The sequence below is a fragment of the Thalassotalea crassostreae genome (assembly GCF_001831495.1).
In the GTDB taxonomy this organism is placed as follows: domain Bacteria; phylum Pseudomonadota; class Gammaproteobacteria; order Enterobacterales; family Alteromonadaceae; genus Thalassotalea_A; species Thalassotalea_A crassostreae.
In genome coordinates this window covers 1,422,859-1,444,415 of record NZ_CP017689.1, presented here as the reverse complement: position 1 = coordinate 1,444,415, position 21,557 = coordinate 1,422,859, and the positions used below count along the sequence as shown (strand labels likewise).

Sequence of the window (21,557 nt, the reverse complement as noted above, 5' to 3'; positions counted from 1 at the left end):
TTAATTTTACGTAAATTGGCCAATGATTGAAAGCGTCTTACACAAGAATTAAAAATAAAAATAAGGTTTTCACGTTAAATGCGAAGCAAAATCAATATTAGCAGCAACAAAGTTTCCATTTTCGCCCTGTACTTCTCATTGCTAATTTTAGCTGGCTGTCCGACTACCCCTATTCCTGATGATACCCTTTATCAAGCTGAAAAAGAGCGTAATGAACAATTATCAAAACTGGAATATTGGACCATTAAGGGCAAAATTGCATTTATTGAACCTGACCAAAAACAAAGTGCGAACTTGTATTGGCAACATGGTAAAAATAACAGCAAGCTTACGCTAACGACTTTTCTAGGGGTTAATGTTCTTACCCTAACCTCTGAAGCCGGTGTACATACTTTAAAAGTAGATGGCAGAACTTATGTCGATGAAGATCTAGAACTGTTATTACAATCAGTCACAGGCGTTGGATTACCAGTTACACAGTTAATGTATTGGTTAAAAGGTCTAAAAGCCCAGGATTCAGACTTAATTACGTTTTCACCAACGACCAACTTGCCAACGGATTTAGTCGCCCATTACAATGATAAAGACTGGCATATAAAATACGCTAGCTACACCTTAGTTGAGAAATTTCGTTTAGCTAAAAAAATCACCATTAAACATCGAGATTTAACTATTAAAATGGCTATTCATTCATGGAATGTTGATCAGTGAATACAAACAATTTAACGCATACAACCGACGAGTATAAATTTCATAACTTCTCCTCAGTTGCAAAAATCAATCGTTTTTTGCATATCACCGGACGTCGCAGCAATGGCTATCATGAACTACAAACCGTATTCCAGTTTCTCGACTTCGGTGATGATTTAAGATTTCGCTTGCGTAATGATAGCAACGTCAACTTATTAACACCTATTGATGGCGTAGATAACGACAGCAACCTCATCGTCAAAGCAGCAAAAATGCTACAACAGCAATCTAACACCTCTAAAGGTGTTGATATCGAGCTAGTGAAACGTTTGCCAATGGGCGGAGGTTTAGGTGGTGGTTCGTCAAATGCCGCTACAACCCTGTTAGCGCTCAATAAGATTTGGAATACGCAGTTTAGCATTGATAGGCTGGCTGAAATGGGATTAGCCTTGGGCGCTGATGTCCCGGTATTTGTGCGTGGGAAAACATCCTTTGCAGAAGGCGTCGGCGAGTTTTTAACTCCGATAGCTGTCGATAATCCTTGGTTTTTAGTAACAATTCCAAATTGTTCGATCGCTACTGGCCCTATATTTCAACATCCCGAACTTCCTCGAAATACTGCAAAACTGGCGATAAATGAGATTAACATCGAACAATGCCGTAATGATTTTGAAAAACTCGTTAGAAAAACTTACCCTGAGGTTGAAAAGACCATAGCTTGGTTGTTAGAATACGCGCCATCGCGATTGACCGGAACCGGTGCTTGTGTATTTTCAATTTTTGCCAATAAAGCAGATGCTGAAAAAGTACAAAACCTGTTACCAACAGGAACAAAGTCTTTTGTTGCTCGAGGTCTAAGTCAATCACCTATTCTAAATGAACTCTAAAGCTAAGTTATCAGACTAAGCCAGGGTAAATTTGAATAGGGTAATTATATCAATGCATTTGTATTGAAATTGCTAACACTAGGTTAGCCCACACAGCATTAACTGATTCATTCAAGTTAACCGCAGTTTTACTGCGTTTAACGACGATTATAAGGTTTAGTGTATTATGTTTAATGTCAAAGTTTCTGAGGAACTGACAGTGCCTGACATGAAAATTTTTGCGGGTAACGCCACCCCTGAACTGGCTAAGAAAATTGCAGACCGTTTATACATCCAATTAGGTGATGCAAAGGTTGGCAGTTTCAGCGACGGTGAAATAAGCGTTGAAATTACTGAGAACGTTCGTGGATCGGATGCGTTTATCATTCAATCGACTTGTGCTCCAACTAATAACAACTTGATGGAGCTTATTGTTATGGTTGATGCCCTTCGTCGTGCATCAGCTGGACGTATTACCGCAGTAATCCCTTACTTTGGTTACGCTCGTCAAGATCGTCGTGTACGTTCTGCTCGTGTACCAATTACAGCGAAGGTTGTTGCTGATTTCTTATCTAGTGTTGGTGTTGACCGTGTACTTACTGTTGATCTACACGCCGAACAAATCCAAGGTTTCTTCGATGTTCCTGTAGATAACGTATTTGGTTCGCCTATCCTACTTGAAGATATGCTTGAGAAAAAACTGGAAAACCCAGTAGTTGTTTCTCCTGATATTGGTGGTGTTGTTAGAGCACGTGCTGTAGCAAAACTATTAGATGATACTGATTTAGCGATTATCGACAAACGTCGTCCAAAAGCAAACGTATCACAAGTAATGCACATTATTGGTGATGTTGAAGGTCGCGACTGTATTATCGTTGATGACATGATTGATACCGGTGGCACGTTATGTAAAGCAGCTGAAGCATTAAAAGAACACGGTGCTCGTCGCGTATTTGCATATGCTACTCACCCGGTTTTATCTGGTAATGCAGCGGATAACATCAAAAACTCTGTTATTGATGAAATGATTGTTACCGACTCTATTCCATTGTCACCAGAAATCAAAGCATTGGATAATGTTCGTCAATTAAGCCTTGCAGGCATGCTTTCTGAAGCAATTCGTCGCGTTAGCAACGAAGAGTCTATCTCGGCAATGTTTGAAGCATAATATTTAGTCATTAAAATGCTAAATACTTAGGAAATTAATCCTAAGCTACAAATTCAAACAAAAAAGTGCGCTTAATAGCGCACTTTTTGTTTGTTAACGGCGCGAAAAGTGTTATTATGCCGCGCCTTTTTAGCACAAGTTAAATATTTAATGGTTTATTAAATATTACTTTTAACCTAAAAAGCGTACCCAAACTGGGTTTTAAAGATTATTTTTGGTCGCAAAAAATAATCAAACTTTTAATTTATTATATAGAGAATCATTATGGATTTATTCACATTAGATGCTGAAGTACGTACTGACATCGGTAAAGGTGCGAGCCGCCGCCTACGTCACGCGAACCTTGTTCCAGCAATCGTTTACGGTTTAGACAAAGAACCAGTATCTATCACTTTAGAGCACAAGCATGTTTACCGTGCACAGCAAGAAGAAGCTTTCTACTCGCACGTTCTTACTTTAAACATCGCTAAAAAGCCGGTTAAAGTTGTAATCAAAGATATGCAACGTCACCCGTTTAAAGATCAAGTAATGCACTTAGACTTCTTACGAATCAACTCTAAGTCTACTTTACATACATCAGTTCCAATTCACTTCATCAACGAAGAAGAAGTAACTAAAGCTGGTAACATCGTTGTTCATAACTTGAACGAAATCGAAGTTGAATGTTTACCGAAAGACTTACCTGAGTTCATCGAAGTAGACGTTGCTAAGTTAGAAGTTGGTCACCCACTACACTTATCTGATATCGCTCTTCCTAAAGGCGTAACATCAGTTGAGCTTGCTAAAGGTGAAGGTCATGACCAAGCTGTAGTATCAGCTAACACTCCAAAAGCTGCTCCAACTTCTGATGAATCAGAAACAGCTGCTGAAGGTGATGCAGAAGAAACTACTGAAGAATAATCGCTAAGGACTTTCCTTGACGACTAATATTCAGTTGGTTGTGGGCCTGGGTAATCCAGGCCCCGAATATACCAAAACCCGACATAACGCGGGAGTCTGGTTCGTAGAAGAACTAGCAAGACAGTACAATATTTCCTTATCGCCCGATAAGAAATACAACGGCCTCTACGGTAAGGGTCTCATTGGCTCAAACGTTGTGCACCTACTTATCCCTACTACCTTTATGAATCGCTCCGGCAAAGCAGTTGCTCCGCTAGCGAATTTTTTCCGTATCCCGGTTGAAAATATTCTTGTCGCTCATGACGAGCTCGATTTAGATCCCGGTGTTTGCAAAATTAAACTAGGTGGTGGCCACGGCGGTCATAATGGCTTACGCGATATCATAGCCTGTATGGGAAATAACAAGAATTTTTATCGACTGCGGATTGGTATTGGCCATCCGGGTCATCGTGATCGCGTTACCGGTTACGTGCTTGGCAAAGCGCCAGCAAATGAACAAGCGCAATTAGAACAATGTGTCGACGAAGGTGCACGTTGTTTTGAGATCTGGGAAAAAGACGGTCTCAAGAAAGCGCAAAACAGATTACATTCATTCAAAGCCAGTTAATGGCTGAAACGATTAGGAATTATCATGGGATTTAAATGTGGCATCGTTGGTTTACCAAACGTTGGTAAATCTACTCTATTTAACGCATTAACCAAAGCAGGTATTGAAGCGGCAAACTTTCCGTTCTGTACTATCGAACCAAATACTGGTGTTGTTCCTGTACCTGATCCTCGTTTAGATAAACTTGCAGATATTGTTAAACCTGAGCGTGTAATCGCAACGACAATGGAATTTGTTGATATCGCAGGTTTAGTTGCAGGTGCCTCAAAAGGTGAAGGTTTAGGTAATAAATTCCTAGCAAACATCCGTGAAACTGATGCGATTGGTCATGTTGTACGTTGTTTCGATAACGAAAACATCGTTCACGTTGCTGGTGCAGTTAACCCTGCTGACGATATCGACGTGATTAACACTGAATTAGCATTAGCAGATATGGATTCTGCAGAGCGAGCAATTGTACGTCAACAAAAACGTGCTAAAGGTGGCGATAAAGACGCTAAATTTGAAGTACCTGTACTTGAAAAAATCTTAGCTCACGTTGAAGAAGGACATATGATCCGTTCACTTGGCTTAGAAAAAGAAGAAATAGCAGCTGTTGCTTACCTAAACTTCCTAACTTTAAAGCCGACCATGTACATTGCTAACGTTAATGACGACGGCTTTGAGAACAACCCTTACTTAGATCAAGTACGCGAAATCGCAGCGAATGAAGATGCTGTCGTTGTTGCCGTTTGTGCTGAGATTGAAGGCGAATTATCTGAAATGGACGAAGAAGATAGAGCCGAGTTTATGGAAGATTTAGGTATCGAAGAGCCTGGCCTTAACCGCGTGATCAATTCAGGTTACGGTTTATTGAACTTACAAACATACTTCACCGCGGGTGTTAAAGAAGTACGCGCGTGGACTGTAAGAATCAATGCTACGGCACCACAAGCAGCCGGTGTTATCCATACTGACTTTGAGAAAGGCTTTATTCGAGCTGAAGTTGTAGGTTTTGATGACTTCGTTGAATTTAACGGTGAATCAGGAGCTAAAGAAGCGGGTAAATGGCGCTTAGAAGGTAAGGATTACCGAGTTAAAGATGGTGATGTAGTTCACTTCCGCTTTAACGTATAGCTTAGAAGCTGATACAAAAAACACAAAAAACGCGGCTATTGCCGCGTTTTTTATATTTAGAACTTTTTTATTGTTCCGCAATAATCTTTAATTTCGTGCTCTCCGGGAGCAATGATTGATAATGCTCTTCAATTTGCGTTCGTTTTAATTTTAACGTCGGCGTAAGCAACTCATTTTCAATTGACCACTCATCTTTACATAAAAACAGATAATCGAGTCGTTGATGTGATTCTAGCTCGCTATTCACATCATCGAGAGTTTGTTGCAATGATTGCTGTACACTCTCATGGTTTCTGTCAATACCTTCGGCAAGTACAACGAGGGCTAATGGTTGTTTACGTCCATAACCAATGACACAGGCTTGCTCAATTTGAACATTGATCGCTAGCATTCGCTCAATTGGTACAGGAACAACGTATTTTCCTTTTGAAGTTTTAAACTGCTCTTTAATACGACCAATTATTTTAAATGCACCATCTTCAGTTATTTCACCTTTATCGCCGGTATGGAACCATTCACCAGTAAATGACTCGGCAGTGATTTTAGGACTTAAGTAATACTCTTTAAATACACCATCACCACTAATTAATATTTCACCTTCATCAGATAATTTCATCTTCACACATTCGACCGGTCGGCCAATAGTACCAAGTAACTTAGATTCAAACGGGAAGTTACCACAAGATAAACCAGAGGTTTCACTCATGCCCCAACCTTCGCCAATATCGACGCCAATTTTTTGATACCATTTTAATACTTCAACTGAAATTGGCGCACTGCCACTAGCAAATACGCGAGCATGATGAAGACCAAGTTTTGTACGGATCTTTTTCGCAACGATTTTACCAATAAACGGGATTGCTAATAAGAAGTTAAGTTTCTTAGGTGGCATCTTCGCCAAAATTTGTTGTTGAAACTTCACCCACAGTCGCGGAACTGATAAGAAGAATGTTGGCGCTGCATACTTTAAGTTATCGATAAAAGTATCTAGTGATTCAACAAAAAATACTTCGACCGCTTTTTCATAAGCTACCATTTCAACAACACAGCGTTCGGTAATGTGCGCCAGAGGTAAGTACGACAATACTCTATCACCAGGTGCAGCACTAATAACAACAGACGTTGCGGCGCCGGCAGAGGCTAGGTTTAAGAAACTAATAACCACACCCTTTGGTGCGCCAGTCGTTCCTGAGGTATAAACAATAGACATACAATCATCAATGTCAGCCTGATGAACATCTTCTATGGCAGTAGACTCATCAATGGCATCAGCCCAACTAAATTTAGCTTCGTAAGTAGAGCCTGGCATAGCAATTGTTGTTAAGTCGGCATTAATACCACTCACTGCAGCATCAATAGAGTCTAAATTGCCTACAACCATTGCTTTCATTGCTGAATGTTCAATAACATATTCAATCGTGGTTTTACCTGCTGTAGCGTAAATTGGAACACTGACAAGGCCTGCCATCATAATCGCAAGATCAGTAATAAACCAATGGGCACTATTCTTAGCCAATATGCCAATTCGGTCACCAGCTACAAAACCTTGTGCTTTAAAGAAACCAGCTAACTTTCGTGCTTGCTGTTCAGTATCAGCAAAGGTATAGGTTTGATGCACGCCATTTACCGGTTGGTGTAAAAACGGTTTTTCAGGGCGTTCTGTTGCATGTCGTAAGAAATGCGTTAATGGTGTTTGATAAGTCATAGTCATCTTTTTATTGTATTTATTCGATTAATATTGCATTCAGTATATGGAATTTTAGGCTAATAACAAAGTGGTTATACCAGTTAAAGTGAATTTAATTGCCTTAATTAAGGTATTAGAGCACCTAATTCGGCTATATTGGAGCTACATAACACAAGTGCGGATATACATTGGTCGAAAATGAGTGCCTTAATTCCTGTGGAGTATCAGTGACATCAGGAGTTTTCGAAATAGTAATGTGATTAAAATAGATATTAAATATCTTATCAGCACGTTATGAATTAGAGAGGTCCCGTGTCTCGCTTAGGCTCGATAACTGCTCCTCGATAACTGCTCCTGCGTTATTCTTACTACATACATCCATGTATTAGTGAGTTATTCTACCTACGCACATCCATATGCTAGTCGCACAGGATGACATATTTCTTTGTTTCTATTTTAATTTCAGGCATAAAAAAACGGCGCATGCAGGTTCTTTTCAGTAACTTGTCAAAACCTTAGAGAGGTTTTATGTTCCAGCTTATAGAGGTTTTACGTTCTCAAGCTCTTGTTTGGCGAACCTTTTGGGCGCAAAGGTCAATACAACAAGATCCTGAACCAAGTTCAGGAAGTCGAGTATTTTAACGCATCAACTTTAAACACAAATTACTGAACACAATTACTGAACACAATTACTGAACACAATTTCCAGACATAAAAAAACCAGCGCATGCTGGTTCTTTTCAAGTAACTTTGTTAAAAGCTCAAGCTTATAGAGGATTTACGTTCTCAGGCTCTTGTTTCGCGGCCTTTTGGGCCGTAAGGGTCAATACAACAAGATCCTGAACCAAGTTCAGGAAGTCGAGTATTTTAACGCATCAACTTTAAACACAAATTCCGACCACAATTACTGAACACAATTTCCAGACATAAAAAAAACAGCGCATGCTGGTTCTTTTCAGTAACTTGTCAAAAGCTTATAGAGGTTTTACGTTCTCAGGCTCTTGTTTCGCGGCCTTTTTGGCCGTAAGGGTCAATACAACAAGATCCTGAACCAAGTTCAGGAAGTCGAGTATTTTAACGCATCAACTTTAAACACAAATTACTGAACACAATTACTGAACACAATTTCCAGACATAAAAAAACCAGCGCATGCTGGTTCTTTTCAGTAACTTGTCAAAAGCTTATAGAGGTTTTACATTCTCAGCTTGTGGTCCTTTTTGACCTTGAGTTACTTCAAATTCTACTTGTTGGCCTTCAGCTAGTGTACGACGACCACCTGTATCAACGATTGCACGGAAGTGAACGAATACGTCAGGACCGCCTTGTTGTTCGATAAAACCAAAACCTTTCTCGTCGTTAAACCACTTTACTGTACCTGTTTTTGAATCAGACATAATTTTATTCCTAATTTATAATTTTATTATTGTTTACGTTAAAACGTAGACATTTCCAACTCCGACATGGAGCATAATAGCTTGTTCATGTTTTACTTTTATGTCGAGATGTTGGAACGAGTTGTACTTATAAATCGAAATAAATGGTATTGCATTTTCAAAGCTTGCAAGCCGAGTATACGCCATTAACAACGCTTTTCAAGAAAAAAAGTTTATATTTGATAATAAGTTAATGGAATTGATAAGACCAAAAGATGCTATGTACAAAACTAAAATTTTAATATTAATGGGCTTTTAATTTATTTCAATATTCCAGCCTAACTCTTTAAAGACAAATAGCCACTGTTCATCTAATGGCGCAGAGATGGTTATTTTCTCATCGGTGATCGGGTGTAAGAATTCAAGTTGTTGGGCATGTAACATCAATCGTCTAAAACCAAAGTGCTTACCAAAAAACGGATTTTGCTTATTATCACCGTAATTTATATCACCAATAATTGGGTGGCGTAGGTGTGCTAAATGACGTCTGATCTGGTGTCGTCGTCCCGTATGTGGCTTAAGTTTGATTAATGAATAACGAACAGAATCAAATTTACCGAGCGGAATTGCTAACGATGACGTTGCTATCGATTGATAATCGGTAACGGCATCTTGAGCTGGCTTATCTTGATTAACGTATTTATCACCCAGTTTATCGAGCTTTTCTTTTAATGGATAATCGACCTGCCCTTCACCATTTAAGTGGCCTCGAGTAATCGCATAGTAGGTCTTTTGAATAGTTTTATCGGTAAACGCCTGCCCCATTTTACGAGCAACGTCTTCCGATAAACCGAATAATAATACGCCAGAGGTTGGTCTATCGAGTCGATGCAATGGATACACATATTGACCAACAAGATCTCGCACTAACTGCAAGGCAAAGTATTTTTCATGGCGATCCATAAAAGAACGATGCACAAACAACCCACTCGGTTTATTTACCGCAACTAAGTGTTCATCTTGATAAAGTATTTCTAACTGTGGCGGAGACTCAACACTTTCGTCTTCAACACTAACGCTTGCTGAATTTTCGGGATTGTCATTTATCATGTTAATTTACTAGTTATATTGCTTTTAGTTTACAGTGACTACTGATTGCTTAGCGTAGCGTCAATATCGGCGATAACCTTAATTAGGTTATTCGCTTTTTCACCAAGATGTTTAAATGCTTCTTCTGCCATCGGCGTCAAACTAATTTGACTTGGCAAGGTCATCCCCTGTTCAATCATCAGTTTTATTTTCACGATAAAGATAAACTGTAACCATTGCTCAAAAGATAATGTGTCAATACAAAATGGCTGTGTTGACGCTAAAGCCTCTCCGCTGGGCGGCTGTGTCTGCCACAAATTTTGCATCGTTAACTCTTGCTCTAGATGTTTAAGTAACTGTAAAACTTTAGATTGCAATTGCTGACCCTTTTAATGAATTGCTTAGTGTTTTATTTAAGTAAAGTTTATTTAAATAAATGGAGTTGCGCTGCAATTATATTTATAATGCGACCACTTTTGAACTACTAATGCTGACGCACCGCAATTATGACGCAAATATCGACTATTTCCGAGTTACTAAAATTATCGAATTCCAAATATCGAATATTTGATATCGGTCGTGTCGTGCAAAAAATTGCCAAGCAAGACTTTGAAAAAGTAGAGCAAGCGATGCAACCATACCCTTACCCAATACAAGGACATGCATGCTTTGCAATCGCCTTTTGGCAAGAACAAAAATCAGCACCTTATTTATGGTTCGTAAAGCTACCATTAGACGAGCGCGGTTTACTTAATCAAGGTTCAAGAAATCACTATTTGGCGATAATCCTAGAGGCCCTTGGTAGCGATTTAACGCAAGATCCGACCGAAAAACAAGAAGAGTTATTACAAGCTAATCCGTATAACTTTACGCCGAGCCAATACAAACTAGCGACTTTGAATGCGTTAATTAAACGTGATTTAAAGCAGAATGCATCTGAGTATTACGAACATTGTCAACTGTACATGTCTGGTAAACTTGGATTAGATAATTGGCAAGGAGTCGGAGTGCAAGGCATTGCCGATTTCGCCGCTCGAATCGATGATAAGCAAAATGCTGCAAGCTTAATTGATAACTTGGCGATGCTGCCAGAGCAAGTATTTAACATTTTATGTGGTGCCTTAGAAAACCATCCGTTGCCAATTGACCTTTTAACCAAGGTAATTGCCTTAGCAAAAGAGGAAATAGCTCAACAGGATGTAGACTTCTCTCGTCTATCGAACTTATTAAGAGCTATGTCTGCCAACGCCGAAAATCCATTGTTAGTGCAATTCATTACAGACATATTAAACAATGAACAGCTAAATAATTTAAACCTTTTAGTGACCATCTCTGGTCGCTGTTACCCAGCGTTAATTGTTCATAAACAACTGATGGCATTTTTAGAAAAATTAGTCACTTGTGTCGGACAGGAAATATTCGTCGCAGTATTTAAAGATTTAATCGCGATCCCTAAAATAAGACCAACCTTAATGCAATGTATTAGAGATCCACAGCGCAGTGACGTGCTAGGAAATGCGATTGGTCAGTTATTTAATCAAGTAAAAAACTAATCAAGCTCCAGTCTTGAAAAACGAGCATACAAATACAACATAGTAATAAATCAACAAATAAAATAAATTGAATCTATCGGTTCAATCTCAACGTTAAAGGCATATATGATGGCAGAAATTTGGGTATTACTAATTGCTTGTACGATCATTTGGTACTTTAACCACTTACGTAAAGTTGCAGAAAAAGCACGTAAAGTCGCGACTCAACATTGTGAACAATTAGAGCTACAGTTTATTGCGATTGCTCGTGTTAAAACTCGTTTTAGTGCAAGTAAACGTTTAGGCATTTTTGTAAAAAGCGATTTTCAGTTTGAATTTAGTGGCGATGGTGAATCTAGCTATAAAGGACTATTGCATATGCACGGATTAAAACCTGCGGGTTTTGATATGCCTGCTTATAAGTTTTAATCTCGATTTTTGAATATCGGCAACGCTAAAACAAAAAACCTTTTCCCTCTTAAAACAGCTGATTTAATTGAATTTTATAACTTGCGTGGTTAATTTACATAAAATTAACACTCAAAATTTGACCTCAATCAAGTTCCATTCCCACAAAAAAGCGCATTATTTTTCTAAAGGAGAAATGATGCTATGGGTAAAGACGTATCACAAAAATCGTTTACAGATAATGATTACAAAGTTTTCCAACAGGCTCTGTACCATCAATTAACGCAACTAAAAGACATTTTAGCAAGGGACCATTTTGGTGACGAAACGCTGAAATTTGGTGCCGAGCTAGAGATGTATCTTATTGATGATAATGGACAGATAAGTCCATCAAACCAACTCTTGCTCAACCAACTTAGTGATCCTCAATATCAAGTTGAACTCAACAAATATAACTTGGAGCTAAACCTTAGTGCGGTCAAGCAAAACGGTAAGCCGTTCACAGCAATTCGCAATGAAATGCTTGAGAAAACCGCACAGCTCGAACAAATCGCCGCTAAAAATAATATCAATGTTTTACCCATTGGTATTTTGCCGACGCTGAAGAAGCAAGATATAAATCATCAATTGATGACTGATTTAAGTCGCTATCACTGTTTATCGAATCATTTATTTGAACAGCGAGGCGATGCTTTTTCAGTGAACATAAACGGTGAAGAGCCGATCACCGAGCGCTTTGATGATATTTGTGCTGAAGGTGCTAATACATCCTTTCAAGTTCATATGATGACCCAATATAAAGATTTTAATAATGTCTTTAATGCCGCGCAATTAACCATCCCTTTAGTCACCGCAATAGGCGCTAATTCAGCGATATTCCTCGGTAATCGAGTTTGGGATGAAACTCGAATAGCGCTTTTTAAGCAATCACTCGATATTCGTCATCAACACCAATACCAATGGCATGAACCAACACGAGTGAATTTTGGTTTTGGTTGGCTAAAAGATAACGTCTGGGAATTATTTGCTCAATCAGTAGCGCTCTACCCGCCTATCTTGCCAGCACTATGCGATAACGACAGAGCCAATAATGAACGCCTTGAAGAGCTTAATATGCATATGGGAACACTGTGGCCATGGCATAGACCAGTTTATGATCATCACGGCAATGGCCATATGCGTATTGAATTTCGAGCAATACCCGCAGGCCCAACAAGTATCGATATGGTGGCAAATGCGGCGTTTGCAATTGGTTTAGCTAATGGCCTAAAAGATGAAGTAAACGACTTTACTGCAATTATGCCATTTCGTTATGCCGAGTATAACTTTTATCGTTGCGCTCAATATGGGCTCGATGCAAAAGTCCTTTGGCCACTCAATCATTGCTATAAATTAGAAGAAGTAAGTATTTGCGAAGTGATAAAACAATTACTTCCTAAAGCCAAAAAAGGATTACTCGATTTAGGCATTGATAAAGATGAAGTCGAAACTTATCTTGGCGCGATAGAGCAGCGCTTAGAACAAGGCGTCACCGGCGCGATATGGCAAAAGAAGACTGCCCAACATCTTGAGCAAACGCTCGATAAAGACGAGGCCTGCCAACAACTAGTAAAACTTTATTTAAATCAATGTCGAAGCGCTAAACCAGTTAGCCAATGGGAACGATTATGGTCGTAGATTATAACGAAATTAACTTTCTTAAAGACCCTGATTTAATTTGTTTAAAATCTGATTATGACCAGTTTTTAATGTCATTAACAGGGCCAACTGTCATTGATATATCTGGCATAGATAGTAGTCGCACCCGAGTTATTACAACTCTGATCCACGGCAATGAACCGTCAGGGTTAATTGCAATTCATCGATGGTTGACTCACCTAAAGCCTCAACAACGGCCGCAAACGAACCTACGTTTTATTATTTGCTCGGTCGAAGCCGCCAGTGCTAGCCCAATATTAAGTCACCGTTTTTTAGAGGGTGCGTTAGATTTGAACCGCTGCTTTAATAAAGAACTCGATTACGGCTATTTTAAACGAGCCAATATTATTGCTAAAGCGATTAAAGAGGTGTCACCTGAAGTGGTTGTTGATATCCATAATACTTCAGGTTTTGGCCCCGCATTTTCTGTATGTACTGACAAAACCGAGATGGCCCTTTCGCTGTCAGCACTATTTTGTCATTCGTTAATTATATCTGATATTAATCTGGGCGCACTGATGGAAGTCGACTTTGGCTGTCAGGCCGTAACGATTGAATGCGGTGGTAGTCAAGATCAACAGTCCCATGAAATCGCGTATCAAGGGTTGTGCAAATTGACCTCATTTGACGACATTAGCCGCTATCACTTTGAACGAGACGTCGATGTTTTTCTGCAACCTCTTAGGTTGCAAGCTAAACCTAGTTGTGACATTCATTATGGGCAAACAGATGAAGGAAAAAGCGGACTTACATTAGTGCAAAATATCGAACAATTTAATTACGGCACATTTTGGAAAGAGCAAATGCTTGGTTGGTTAGATAACAATGGTTTGGAGAATTTACAAGTCATCAACCATGCCGGAAAAAATGTGGTCGAGCAGTATTTTGAATTACGTGAAAATCAACTAGTCGCTAAGATAGATCTTAATTTATTTATGGCGACCTCTGTAACGCACATCGCCAAAACCGACTGCCTATTATATTTTGTACCACATAAGAATCAGTTTTAGAGGGTAGTTATTAAGGGTTATTAAGGGCTATTAATAAACCGATATTAACAAGGTGAGCGCCAATAACATTGGCGTTACGTTAGCAACAATCACGTTCAAGCCTAGCAGGGGAATAAGATTACCTTGTTCAACAAACTGCTGACTATTAAGCTCTTTAACGCCGTCACTGGACACTAAATTTTTAAGAGCGACAAACACATACAGAGCCACAACCAGCGGCATTAAGGTAAAAAGAGCGATCATCGGAAAGAATTCGAACACACAGCTGATTATCACAATGACGATTGCAGCTATTGATAATAGGCCGTAAATAAGCGCCGCAGATTGATAACCATAGCGTATTACAAAGTGATCACGACCAACGGTTTTATCTGCTTCTGCATCAGGAAATTGGTTTAGTAATAGCAAATTACTGACCACAATGAGAGCGATAATACTTGCCAAAATAGCGGTAAGATTGAGGGTATTAGTCAATACAAAATGAGTACCAAGTACGATTAATGCCCCAAAACCCACTCCAGGCGCCAATAGGCATAAAAGAGGTTGGGTGTTTATATATCGGGTATAGGTGATAATAATAGCAACACCAGTTACGCCATAAGCACCAAGCCATAAGCTATTGATGGTAAGTAAATAAAGACCAATTATTATGGTCAATAATAGCGCCCCTATCGCAACCATTTTAACGCGATTAAGCACGCTAGGCTCAGCAACTATGGCGCCGCTGCCACCACTAAATGGTGTTTTCGATGTTTTTAAGTCTAAACCGGAAGTGAAATCTTGATATTCATTAATGGTGTTTACCGCGACATGAGCACTTAACGCGCCAATTAAACACAGCAATAATTCTAAAATTGATACTGGGTAATCGCCATAAATACTAGTAGAAAAACCTAAAAACACACAGCCAAGCGCTAATGTTAAAAACTTTAATCGCATTGCTTGTACAACATAGTTCATCGCTAATGGCCTATCTGTTATTTTTTGAGCTTTCGGTTAGAGCTTTTACCTTTAGCTACCTTTATACATGTTTTGAAATTGTTTGACTGAAAAGCCATTTAAGAATTGATCGCCAATTTTTAACACCGGCACACCACGAAAACCGGTTTGATTGAACTCTTTGCGTCCTGCCGGTGAACTAACGTTACACAAACGATATTTCACCCCTTGGCTGTCTAAGTACTTTTTTGCTGTCTCACAATGAGGACAACGATTCATGGTATACAAAGTGACGCGTTTCATATGTTCGATATACCCTAAAATGGTTATCTATTATGCTCTAACTCAACCGCTTCAATGATTTTCGACGGCTTAGTTAAATACAAGTTGTGGTTTAACATAACTAAATTGTCATCTACCGCAAGCAATAACGCAGGAAATGCTTCCGTGCGAATAATCTCTTGCATCTGAACAATTTCAGCTAATACGTAATTTGATTCTTTCGATAATTCGTTTTTAAATACTTTTGCTGGTGGCGATAACTTAAACTTGGCATTAATTTCTTCAAAATCATCTTTATCAATAAAAGCGACATTATCGACAAAGTGTTGTTTTTGTAATTCGTTTAATACGTCTAACGCAATATATTGCTGCTTAGCACAGATCCACGCCATAAAATTAGCAGCCATCGATGCATTTTTGCTTGTATCGGCATACTTAATATATTCCATACCAAAATTTGCGGCGCTTTGGCGCGACACCGTATCGGCTTGTTTAGCGCCGGCACAATCGGAGCCATCGTAATGAGCGACATGCCATAAATGCACATTGGTTTCAGGGTATGCTTTTACAATTTCGTTAACTAATGCTGTAGATGCATAGCTCCAAGGACAGTGACTGTCGTAAATAAAAAATAATTCTGATTTCATTATGTTTATCTGCAAATAATTGAATTGGTGTAATTTTAATTAGTTTAGCAGTAATTAGCTAGCTGCAAATTAAAAAACCTCATATTAAAACCCTTTTCTTGCACTATACTTTCCTAACCATTAGTTATCGAAAACTAATGGTTCTTAACTAAAGATAAAGAGGAACTTGATTATGGCAGAAGAATATTCTTGGGCTTTATCAATGCATCAGATCGAAAACTGTAGTTGTAGCCACGGTTGTGGTTGTCAATTTAGTGGTTTTCCAACTAGCGCCAATGGCGGTTGTGATGCGGTATTAGGCTTTATCGTAATTAAAGGACATTATGAGGACCTAGACCTGAGTGGTTTAAAAATGGTCTTTGCAGCTAGCTGGCCAGGTGCAATGCATGATGGCAATGGTAAAGGTGTGTTGTTTATTGATCGTAGTGCGAACGAAGCGCAAGTAACAGCCTTGGCAACCATAATGTCTGGTCAAGCAGGTGGCATGCCAGTCGCGGCTCTTGGCACACTGTTTAGCGAGTTTGATGGGCCTATTATGACTGACATAGAACTTGAGCGTCAGGATTATACTTCAACGGTCTCGATTAAGGGCGTCGTTGAAGTAGAGCAAGAGCCACACATTAATCCAGTGACCGGTGATATCAATGAAGTACACATAACCTTTCCTGGTGGCGGTTTTATGTGGAATGATGGCTTTGCCGGTAAAACTAAATTAATGAAAATTGATCACAAAAACATTGCCTTTAGCTATTCTGATTCATTTGCAGCAAATGCGGTTGTTAACTGGCCAAACGCGTAGTAAAAGGTTATTTGACTAAGTGAAATACTAAATAAAAATAATACGAGATATTTGCATTGAATTTGACCTTAAATCGGTCGCTAACTATCGTTAGCGTCACAGCTTTGATCTTGATGAGTTGGTATTACATGGTTTATGCGATGACCATGAATATGTCTCCGGTCGCGACTTGGAGTGTTACCGATCTGTTTATGCTATTTGTCATGTGGGCGATAATGATGGCCGGCATGATGTTACCTTCTGCCTATCCTGTGGTGATGTTAGTCGAAAAAATTAATCAAAACCAATCGCAGCTTACTAGCTATGCATCAAGTATCTTTTTCGCTTTTGGTTATCTCATTGCTTGGGCTATATACAGTGTATTGATCACCTTGGTGCAATATATATTGCACCATTTAGAGCTTCTTTCTCCAATGATGGATAGTGCCAATCAACAGTTCACAGTTGCCATATTGATGGTTGCCGGGATCTATCAATTTACGCCATTGAAGCAGCAATGTTTAAAATTATGCCGCTCTCCTATGACTATGCTTACGCAAAAACTTAAACCAGGAAAGCTTCAAGCCATTTGGCTTGGTATTAGCCATGGCAGCTATTGTGTTGGCTGTTGCTGGGCGTTAATGGCAATACTGTTTGTCAGTGGTGTAATGAATATCAAATGGATATTAATTCTCACTATTGTGGTCATGGTTGAAAAAATGGTGCCTCGAGGCGACTTAGTTGCCAAAGCATTAGGCCTTGGCCTTATTATCTATAGCTTGATAGTTATCAGCTCTAGCTAAGCTTATTGAACATAATCAAATCTAAACTATCTCCCCTCTTCGCTTTTTGACAAAACACTAACGTTGTAATTCAGCAAATGGTATATTGTCGCCATTAACGTTATGGTAAAAAATTGAGGTTGTTCTTGAACAAAGTACTAGTCATTGGCTATGTTTGGCCCGAGCCAAATTCATCGGCTGCAGGAAGCCATATGATGTCTATTTTGCGCCTTTATAAGCAGCAAGGTTGGACCGTTGAATTTGCAACGCCAGCACAGCGCACCGAACATATGATCAACCTTGATGACGAAGGCATAACTAGCAATAGCATTACATTGAACTGCGATAGTTTTGATCAATATGTCAGTGATTTTGCCCCTGATATTGTGATGTTCGATCGCTTTATGATGGAAGAACAGTTTGGTCATCGAGTGGATAAACAGTGTCCCAATGCACTTAAAATTCTAGATACTGAAGATTTGCAATGTTTAAGGAATGCTCGACACCAGGCGCATAAATCAGAGCGCGAGTTAGTTAAAGCCGATTTGCACAGTGATATCGCTAAGCGAGAAATCGCAGCAATATTGCGTTGTGATATTTCATTGATTATTTCTAGTTATGAAATGGCGCTATTAAATGAAACTTTTAATATCAGCCCAAGTTTATTGCATTATCTACCATTTATGGTTGATATCGATAGATGCCCTAGCCAGACATTAACGTTTGAACAGCGTAAACACTTTATGACCATTGGCAACTTTAGACATGCGCCAAACTGGGATGCAGTGCTTTATTTACAAAAAATTTGGCCATTAATCCGCAAACAATTACCTGATGCAGAACTACATATCTATGGCTCGTATCCACCGCCAAAGGCAACGGCTTTAAACAACCCTAAAACCGGTTTTTTAATTAAAGGCTGGGCAGAAGATGCGTTTGAAGTAATGGAGCAATCTCGTGTATGTTTGGCACCAATACGTTTTGGTGCTGGCATTAAGGGTAAGTTATTGGATGCGATGATCATGCAAACGCCAAGTGTGACAACCTCTATCGGCGCAGAAGGGATGCATCAAAACAACAAATCAAATCAATCCATTCAATGGCCAGGCTCTATCATTGATGATGTTGAAGGATTTGCTGATGCTGCAATCGAATTGTATGGTGATGAAAACAATTGGCAACAAGCACAAAACAATTGTTCTAAACTGTTAGCTACAACCTACGATAGCAAGGCTCTTGGTGCGCAGCTAATTGAAAAAATAAACGCTACCATAGAGCAGCTCGATGAGCATAGGCTAAGTAATTTTACTGGCGCGATGCTTAAGCACCATACCATGGCTAGCACTAAGTACATGTCGCAATGGATTGCCGCTAAAAACAAACTTGAATAGTTTAAAATCAAACGCCCTTTCTTAAAAAAGAAAGGGCGTTTTTATTACTAATTAAGCTGTATTTACAACTCAGTGTTTCTATTCGTACTTTTATTCGTAACGTAGTGCTTTAATTGGGTTTGAACGAGCCACTCTATATGAATTACTCGCAACCGTTGCCCAGGCAATGAATAATGCAAATAATGCGGCGATCACTGAAATCCCTAGAATAACGCTATTATCGATTCGATAAACAAACACTTCTAACCAATCGCTCATTAGCCAAAATGCGATTGGCCATGCAATGATATTAGCAATTAGAACTGGCTTGCTGAACTGCCACACTAATAACTTAACAATATCAAATACACCAGCGCCCATGACTTTGCGAATACCAATTTCCTTAGTACGTCTGTCAGCGGTGAAGCTCGCTAAACCAAATAGTCCTAAACAAGCAACTAAGATAGCTAACGCCGAGAACGCTGCAAACATTTTCGCTTCACCTTGTTCATTTTGGTATTGCTCGGCAATATCATCTTCAACAAAGCTGTAAGAGAATGGTACATCTGGTACTTGTTGTTGCCAAACCTTCTCTACCGCAGCAGTGATCTCTTTCGGGTCGCCGCTAAACTGAACACTCAATGAGTCGCCCCACTCTGCTTGCAAAAAGTAAACCTCTGGGCGAATAGTTGATTTTAAGCTGTCAAAGTGAATATCTGGCACTACGCCAATCACTTGGTAATTCGCTTCTAAATTCTCTCCAGGATCGCCTCGACCGGTGACTACGATTTTACCGAGTGCTTCTTCAGGAGATCCTAAACCAAGACGACGCAATGCAGATTCATTCATAATAATGCTGCCGTTAAAGGTTTCACCCGCACGCAGCTGATCAGTTGTAGGCGCTATGTCGTTACGGTTTTTATCGTAACTGCGACCAGTCAGTAACTTAATGTCATAAGTATTGAAAAAGTTATAACCCACATTACGTTGTCCAATAATAATACTTTCTGCATCGGTCATATCTGGTGTGCGTAACGTAGTATTATTTTCATTGGTGTTACCAGGGGTTTCACCTGACCAAGTCACTTTATTGGCTTGCGCTAAACGCTCTACTTCTTTAATTAACACGTCGTGCTTTTCATTGGCTGCATCTCGACCTAATCGATGAACGATCAACATATTATCTTTGTTGTAACCCGCATCCATGTTCTCTGCATATTGCATTTGACTATAGACAACGCCAGTTGAAATAAACAAACCAATTGATACCGTAAACTGAAGAATAACAAGCGCTGCACGTAACTTTAAAGACGCGCCAGTTTCTGCTGATTTATTCGCTTTTAATACCGTCGCAGGTCTAAAGCCAGACAATACAAACGCAGGATACAAACCACCAATAACACCAACAAATAACGCTAAACCGATCAAAGTGCCAATATTAGTAAAGTTATAATCTAACACTAATTCTTTGTTTAATACTTCGTTGTAAAGCGGCAATGCCAGTTCAATTATCCCTAACGCAATAACCACCGAAATCAATGTCATTAATACCGATTCACCAAGAAATTGGGCAATTAAATTGCCTCTTGAAGCTCCCATTACTTTACGCAGCGACACTTCTTTAGCACGTTGGCTCGCACGTGCAGTCGATAGGTTCATAAAATTAATACTAGCGATTAATAGAATTAACACCGCTATCGCACTGAAAGTAATGACAGTTGACTGATTGCCTTGCTCGCGCATCTCACCAAAGCCGACAGCCTTAAGATGTAAATCTTTAATATTCATCGCTGACATTTCAATGAAATCAGACGCTTTAGCATCGTCCCCCCCCATTGGTAATTGTGGGAAGTTGTTATTAACAAAATCAGCTAATCTAGCGTTGATTTTATTAACGTCATCAGCATTTTTAGTTTTAAAATACAACTGCGAATTTACCGAGAACCAAGCTTCAAAGCGCCAAGGTTGCTCGCTCCAATCTTTTTCATCAATGACTACAAATGCGGGCAACTCTAGCTGTGATTGCTCTGAAATATCAGCAATTACTGCTGCAACTTTGTAATCACGTTTGAATTGATCAAAATCTAAAGTTAGCACCTGGCCGATAGGGTCTTCGTCGCCAAAGTATTTCTTCGCCACGGTTTCGTTTAATACCAGTGAATGATTATCTTGCAATGCAGCATCGATATCACCTTTAAGTGCTTTAATGTTAAAGACTTTATTAAAGTCAGCATCTACCAACTTTACTGGTTCAACGAACACCTGACCATTGTGCTTAATAGTAGGACCGGAGTTGGCAATTCGTGCTGCATACTCAATCTCAGAGAAGTCTTTCTTCAGTGCTTCCATCGCAGGACCTGGCGTTGATACTGCCGGCATTGGGTCTCGCCCAGGGATTGAAAACACAATGTGCATACGGTTAATTTTATCTGCATCAGTCCATGTATTATCAAAGTTCATTTCATAGCGAACAAACAATAATATTAACGTACAAGCCGCTAAACCAATGGCCAAACCAAAGATGTTGATGCTAGAGAACAGCTTATTTTTTACTGTGTTACGCCATCCGGTAACAAAATAATTTGCAAGTAACATGATATTTTCCTTCAATTAT

General features: G+C 39.3%; 21 protein-coding genes. 13 read left to right on the top strand and 8 right to left on the bottom strand.

Going from position 1 to position 21,557, the window contains the following annotated elements:
- Positions 1-78: 78 nt before the first annotated feature.
- The 6 genes from lolB (at position 79) to ychF (ending at position 5,347) form a co-directional block, all read left to right on the top strand.
- Positions 79-711, top strand: a complete 633-nt coding sequence (gene lolB / locus LT090_RS06280) for a lipoprotein insertase outer membrane protein LolB (RefSeq protein WP_068545096.1) — start codon at positions 79-81, stop codon at positions 709-711.
- Positions 708-1,577, top strand: coding sequence for a 4-(cytidine 5'-diphospho)-2-C-methyl-D-erythritol kinase (gene ispE / locus LT090_RS06275; RefSeq protein ID WP_068545095.1), 870 nt, complete (start codon positions 708-710; stop codon positions 1,575-1,577). The genes lolB and ispE overlap by 4 nt, the downstream gene beginning before the upstream one ends.
- Positions 1,578-1,776: 199 nt before the next feature.
- Positions 1,777-2,724 carry a ribose-phosphate pyrophosphokinase gene (locus LT090_RS06270; protein WP_089152991.1) on the top strand — a complete coding sequence of 316 codons (948 nt, stop codon included), beginning with the start codon at positions 1,777-1,779 and terminating at the stop codon, positions 2,722-2,724.
- Positions 2,725-2,988: 264 nt separating this feature from the next.
- A complete protein-coding gene (locus LT090_RS06265) occupies positions 2,989-3,624 on the top strand; it encodes a 50S ribosomal protein L25/general stress protein Ctc (RefSeq protein WP_068545093.1) in 636 nt (211 codons plus the stop codon).
- A 16-nt stretch (positions 3,625-3,640) separates the two neighbouring features.
- Positions 3,641-4,231, top strand: coding sequence for an aminoacyl-tRNA hydrolase (pth, locus tag LT090_RS06260; protein ID WP_068545092.1), 591 nt, complete (start codon positions 3,641-3,643; stop codon positions 4,229-4,231).
- 24 nt (positions 4,232-4,255) lie between these two features.
- Positions 4,256-5,347, top strand: coding sequence for a redox-regulated ATPase YchF (gene ychF, locus LT090_RS06255; protein ID WP_068545091.1), 1,092 nt, complete (start codon positions 4,256-4,258; stop codon positions 5,345-5,347).
- A 67-nt stretch (positions 5,348-5,414) separates the two neighbouring features.
- Here ychF and LT090_RS06250 read toward each other — a convergent pair whose 3' ends face one another.
- The 4 genes from LT090_RS06250 to LT090_RS06235 form a co-directional block, all read right to left on the bottom strand.
- The gene (locus LT090_RS06250) at positions 5,415-7,052 is read right to left on the bottom strand and encodes an AMP-binding protein (RefSeq protein ID WP_068545090.1); all 1,638 of its coding nucleotides are present in this window, start codon (positions 7,050-7,052) and stop codon (positions 5,415-5,417) included.
- A gap of 1,164 nt (positions 7,053-8,216) precedes the next feature.
- Entirely contained in the window at positions 8,217-8,429 is a 213-nt protein-coding gene (locus LT090_RS06245; RefSeq protein WP_157726590.1) for a cold-shock protein, read from the bottom strand.
- Between the two features lie 294 nt (positions 8,430-8,723).
- Positions 8,724-9,518 (bottom strand): tRNA pseudouridine(65) synthase TruC, encoded by a 795-nt coding sequence (gene truC, locus LT090_RS06240; RefSeq protein ID WP_082897055.1) that lies wholly within the window; start codon positions 9,516-9,518, stop codon positions 8,724-8,726.
- A 38-nt stretch (positions 9,519-9,556) separates the two neighbouring features.
- Entirely contained in the window at positions 9,557-9,874 is a 318-nt protein-coding gene (locus tag LT090_RS06235; protein WP_068545087.1) for a YqcC family protein, read from the bottom strand.
- A 129-nt stretch (positions 9,875-10,003) separates the two neighbouring features.
- Here LT090_RS06235 and LT090_RS06230 point away from each other — a divergent pair, with 129 nt between their 5' ends.
- The 4 genes from LT090_RS06230 (at position 10,004) to LT090_RS06215 (ending at position 14,145) form a co-directional block, all read left to right on the top strand.
- Positions 10,004-11,050, top strand: a complete 1,047-nt coding sequence (locus tag LT090_RS06230) for a DUF3549 family protein (RefSeq protein WP_068545086.1) — start codon at positions 10,004-10,006, stop codon at positions 11,048-11,050.
- Between the two features lie 105 nt (positions 11,051-11,155).
- On the top strand, positions 11,156-11,458 hold the full coding sequence (locus tag LT090_RS06225; protein WP_082897054.1) for a DUF3301 domain-containing protein: 303 nt from the start codon (positions 11,156-11,158) through the stop codon (positions 11,456-11,458).
- 183 nt (positions 11,459-11,641) lie between these two features.
- Complete coding sequence (locus LT090_RS06220) at positions 11,642-13,114, top strand: glutamate-cysteine ligase family protein (protein ID WP_068545084.1); 1,473 nt, start codon at positions 11,642-11,644, stop codon at positions 13,112-13,114.
- A complete protein-coding gene (locus LT090_RS06215; RefSeq protein ID WP_068545083.1) occupies positions 13,105-14,145 on the top strand; it encodes a M14 family metallopeptidase in 1,041 nt (346 codons plus the stop codon). The genes LT090_RS06220 and LT090_RS06215 overlap by 10 nt, the downstream gene beginning before the upstream one ends.
- A gap of 30 nt (positions 14,146-14,175) precedes the next feature.
- Here the strand turns inward: LT090_RS06215 and LT090_RS06210 are convergent, their stop codons facing one another.
- Genes LT090_RS06210 through LT090_RS06200 form a run of 3 tightly spaced genes read right to left on the bottom strand, consistent with a single transcriptional unit; the run spans position 14,176 to position 16,013 of the window.
- The gene (locus LT090_RS06210; protein WP_082897053.1) at positions 14,176-15,105 is read right to left on the bottom strand and encodes a prenyltransferase; all 930 of its coding nucleotides are present in this window, start codon (positions 15,103-15,105) and stop codon (positions 14,176-14,178) included.
- Positions 15,106-15,156: 51 nt separating this feature from the next.
- Positions 15,157-15,387, bottom strand: coding sequence for a glutaredoxin family protein (locus LT090_RS06205; RefSeq protein ID WP_068545082.1), 231 nt, complete (start codon positions 15,385-15,387; stop codon positions 15,157-15,159).
- 23 nt (positions 15,388-15,410) lie between these two features.
- On the bottom strand, positions 15,411-16,013 hold the full coding sequence (locus LT090_RS06200; protein ID WP_068545081.1) for a protein-disulfide isomerase: 603 nt from the start codon (positions 16,011-16,013) through the stop codon (positions 15,411-15,413).
- Positions 16,014-16,185: 172 nt separating this feature from the next.
- Between LT090_RS06200 and LT090_RS06195 the strand changes: the two genes are divergently transcribed.
- From LT090_RS06195 to LT090_RS06185, 3 genes are all read left to right on the top strand, one after another.
- Positions 16,186-16,812 carry a DUF1326 domain-containing protein gene (locus tag LT090_RS06195; protein WP_068545080.1) on the top strand — a complete coding sequence of 209 codons (627 nt, stop codon included), beginning with the start codon at positions 16,186-16,188 and terminating at the stop codon, positions 16,810-16,812.
- Between the two features lie 140 nt (positions 16,813-16,952).
- Positions 16,953-17,594: a DUF2182 domain-containing protein gene (locus LT090_RS06190; protein ID WP_068545335.1), complete on the top strand. Its 642-nt coding sequence runs from the start codon at positions 16,953-16,955 to the stop codon at positions 17,592-17,594.
- Between the two features lie 125 nt (positions 17,595-17,719).
- Positions 17,720-18,964 (top strand): glycosyltransferase, encoded by a 1,245-nt coding sequence (locus LT090_RS06185; RefSeq protein ID WP_068545079.1) that lies wholly within the window; start codon positions 17,720-17,722, stop codon positions 18,962-18,964.
- Between the two features lie 90 nt (positions 18,965-19,054).
- Here LT090_RS06185 and LT090_RS06180 read toward each other — a convergent pair whose 3' ends face one another.
- Positions 19,055-21,538, bottom strand: a complete 2,484-nt coding sequence (locus LT090_RS06180; protein ID WP_068545078.1) for an ABC transporter permease — start codon at positions 21,536-21,538, stop codon at positions 19,055-19,057.
- Positions 21,539-21,557 lie beyond the last annotated feature (19 nt).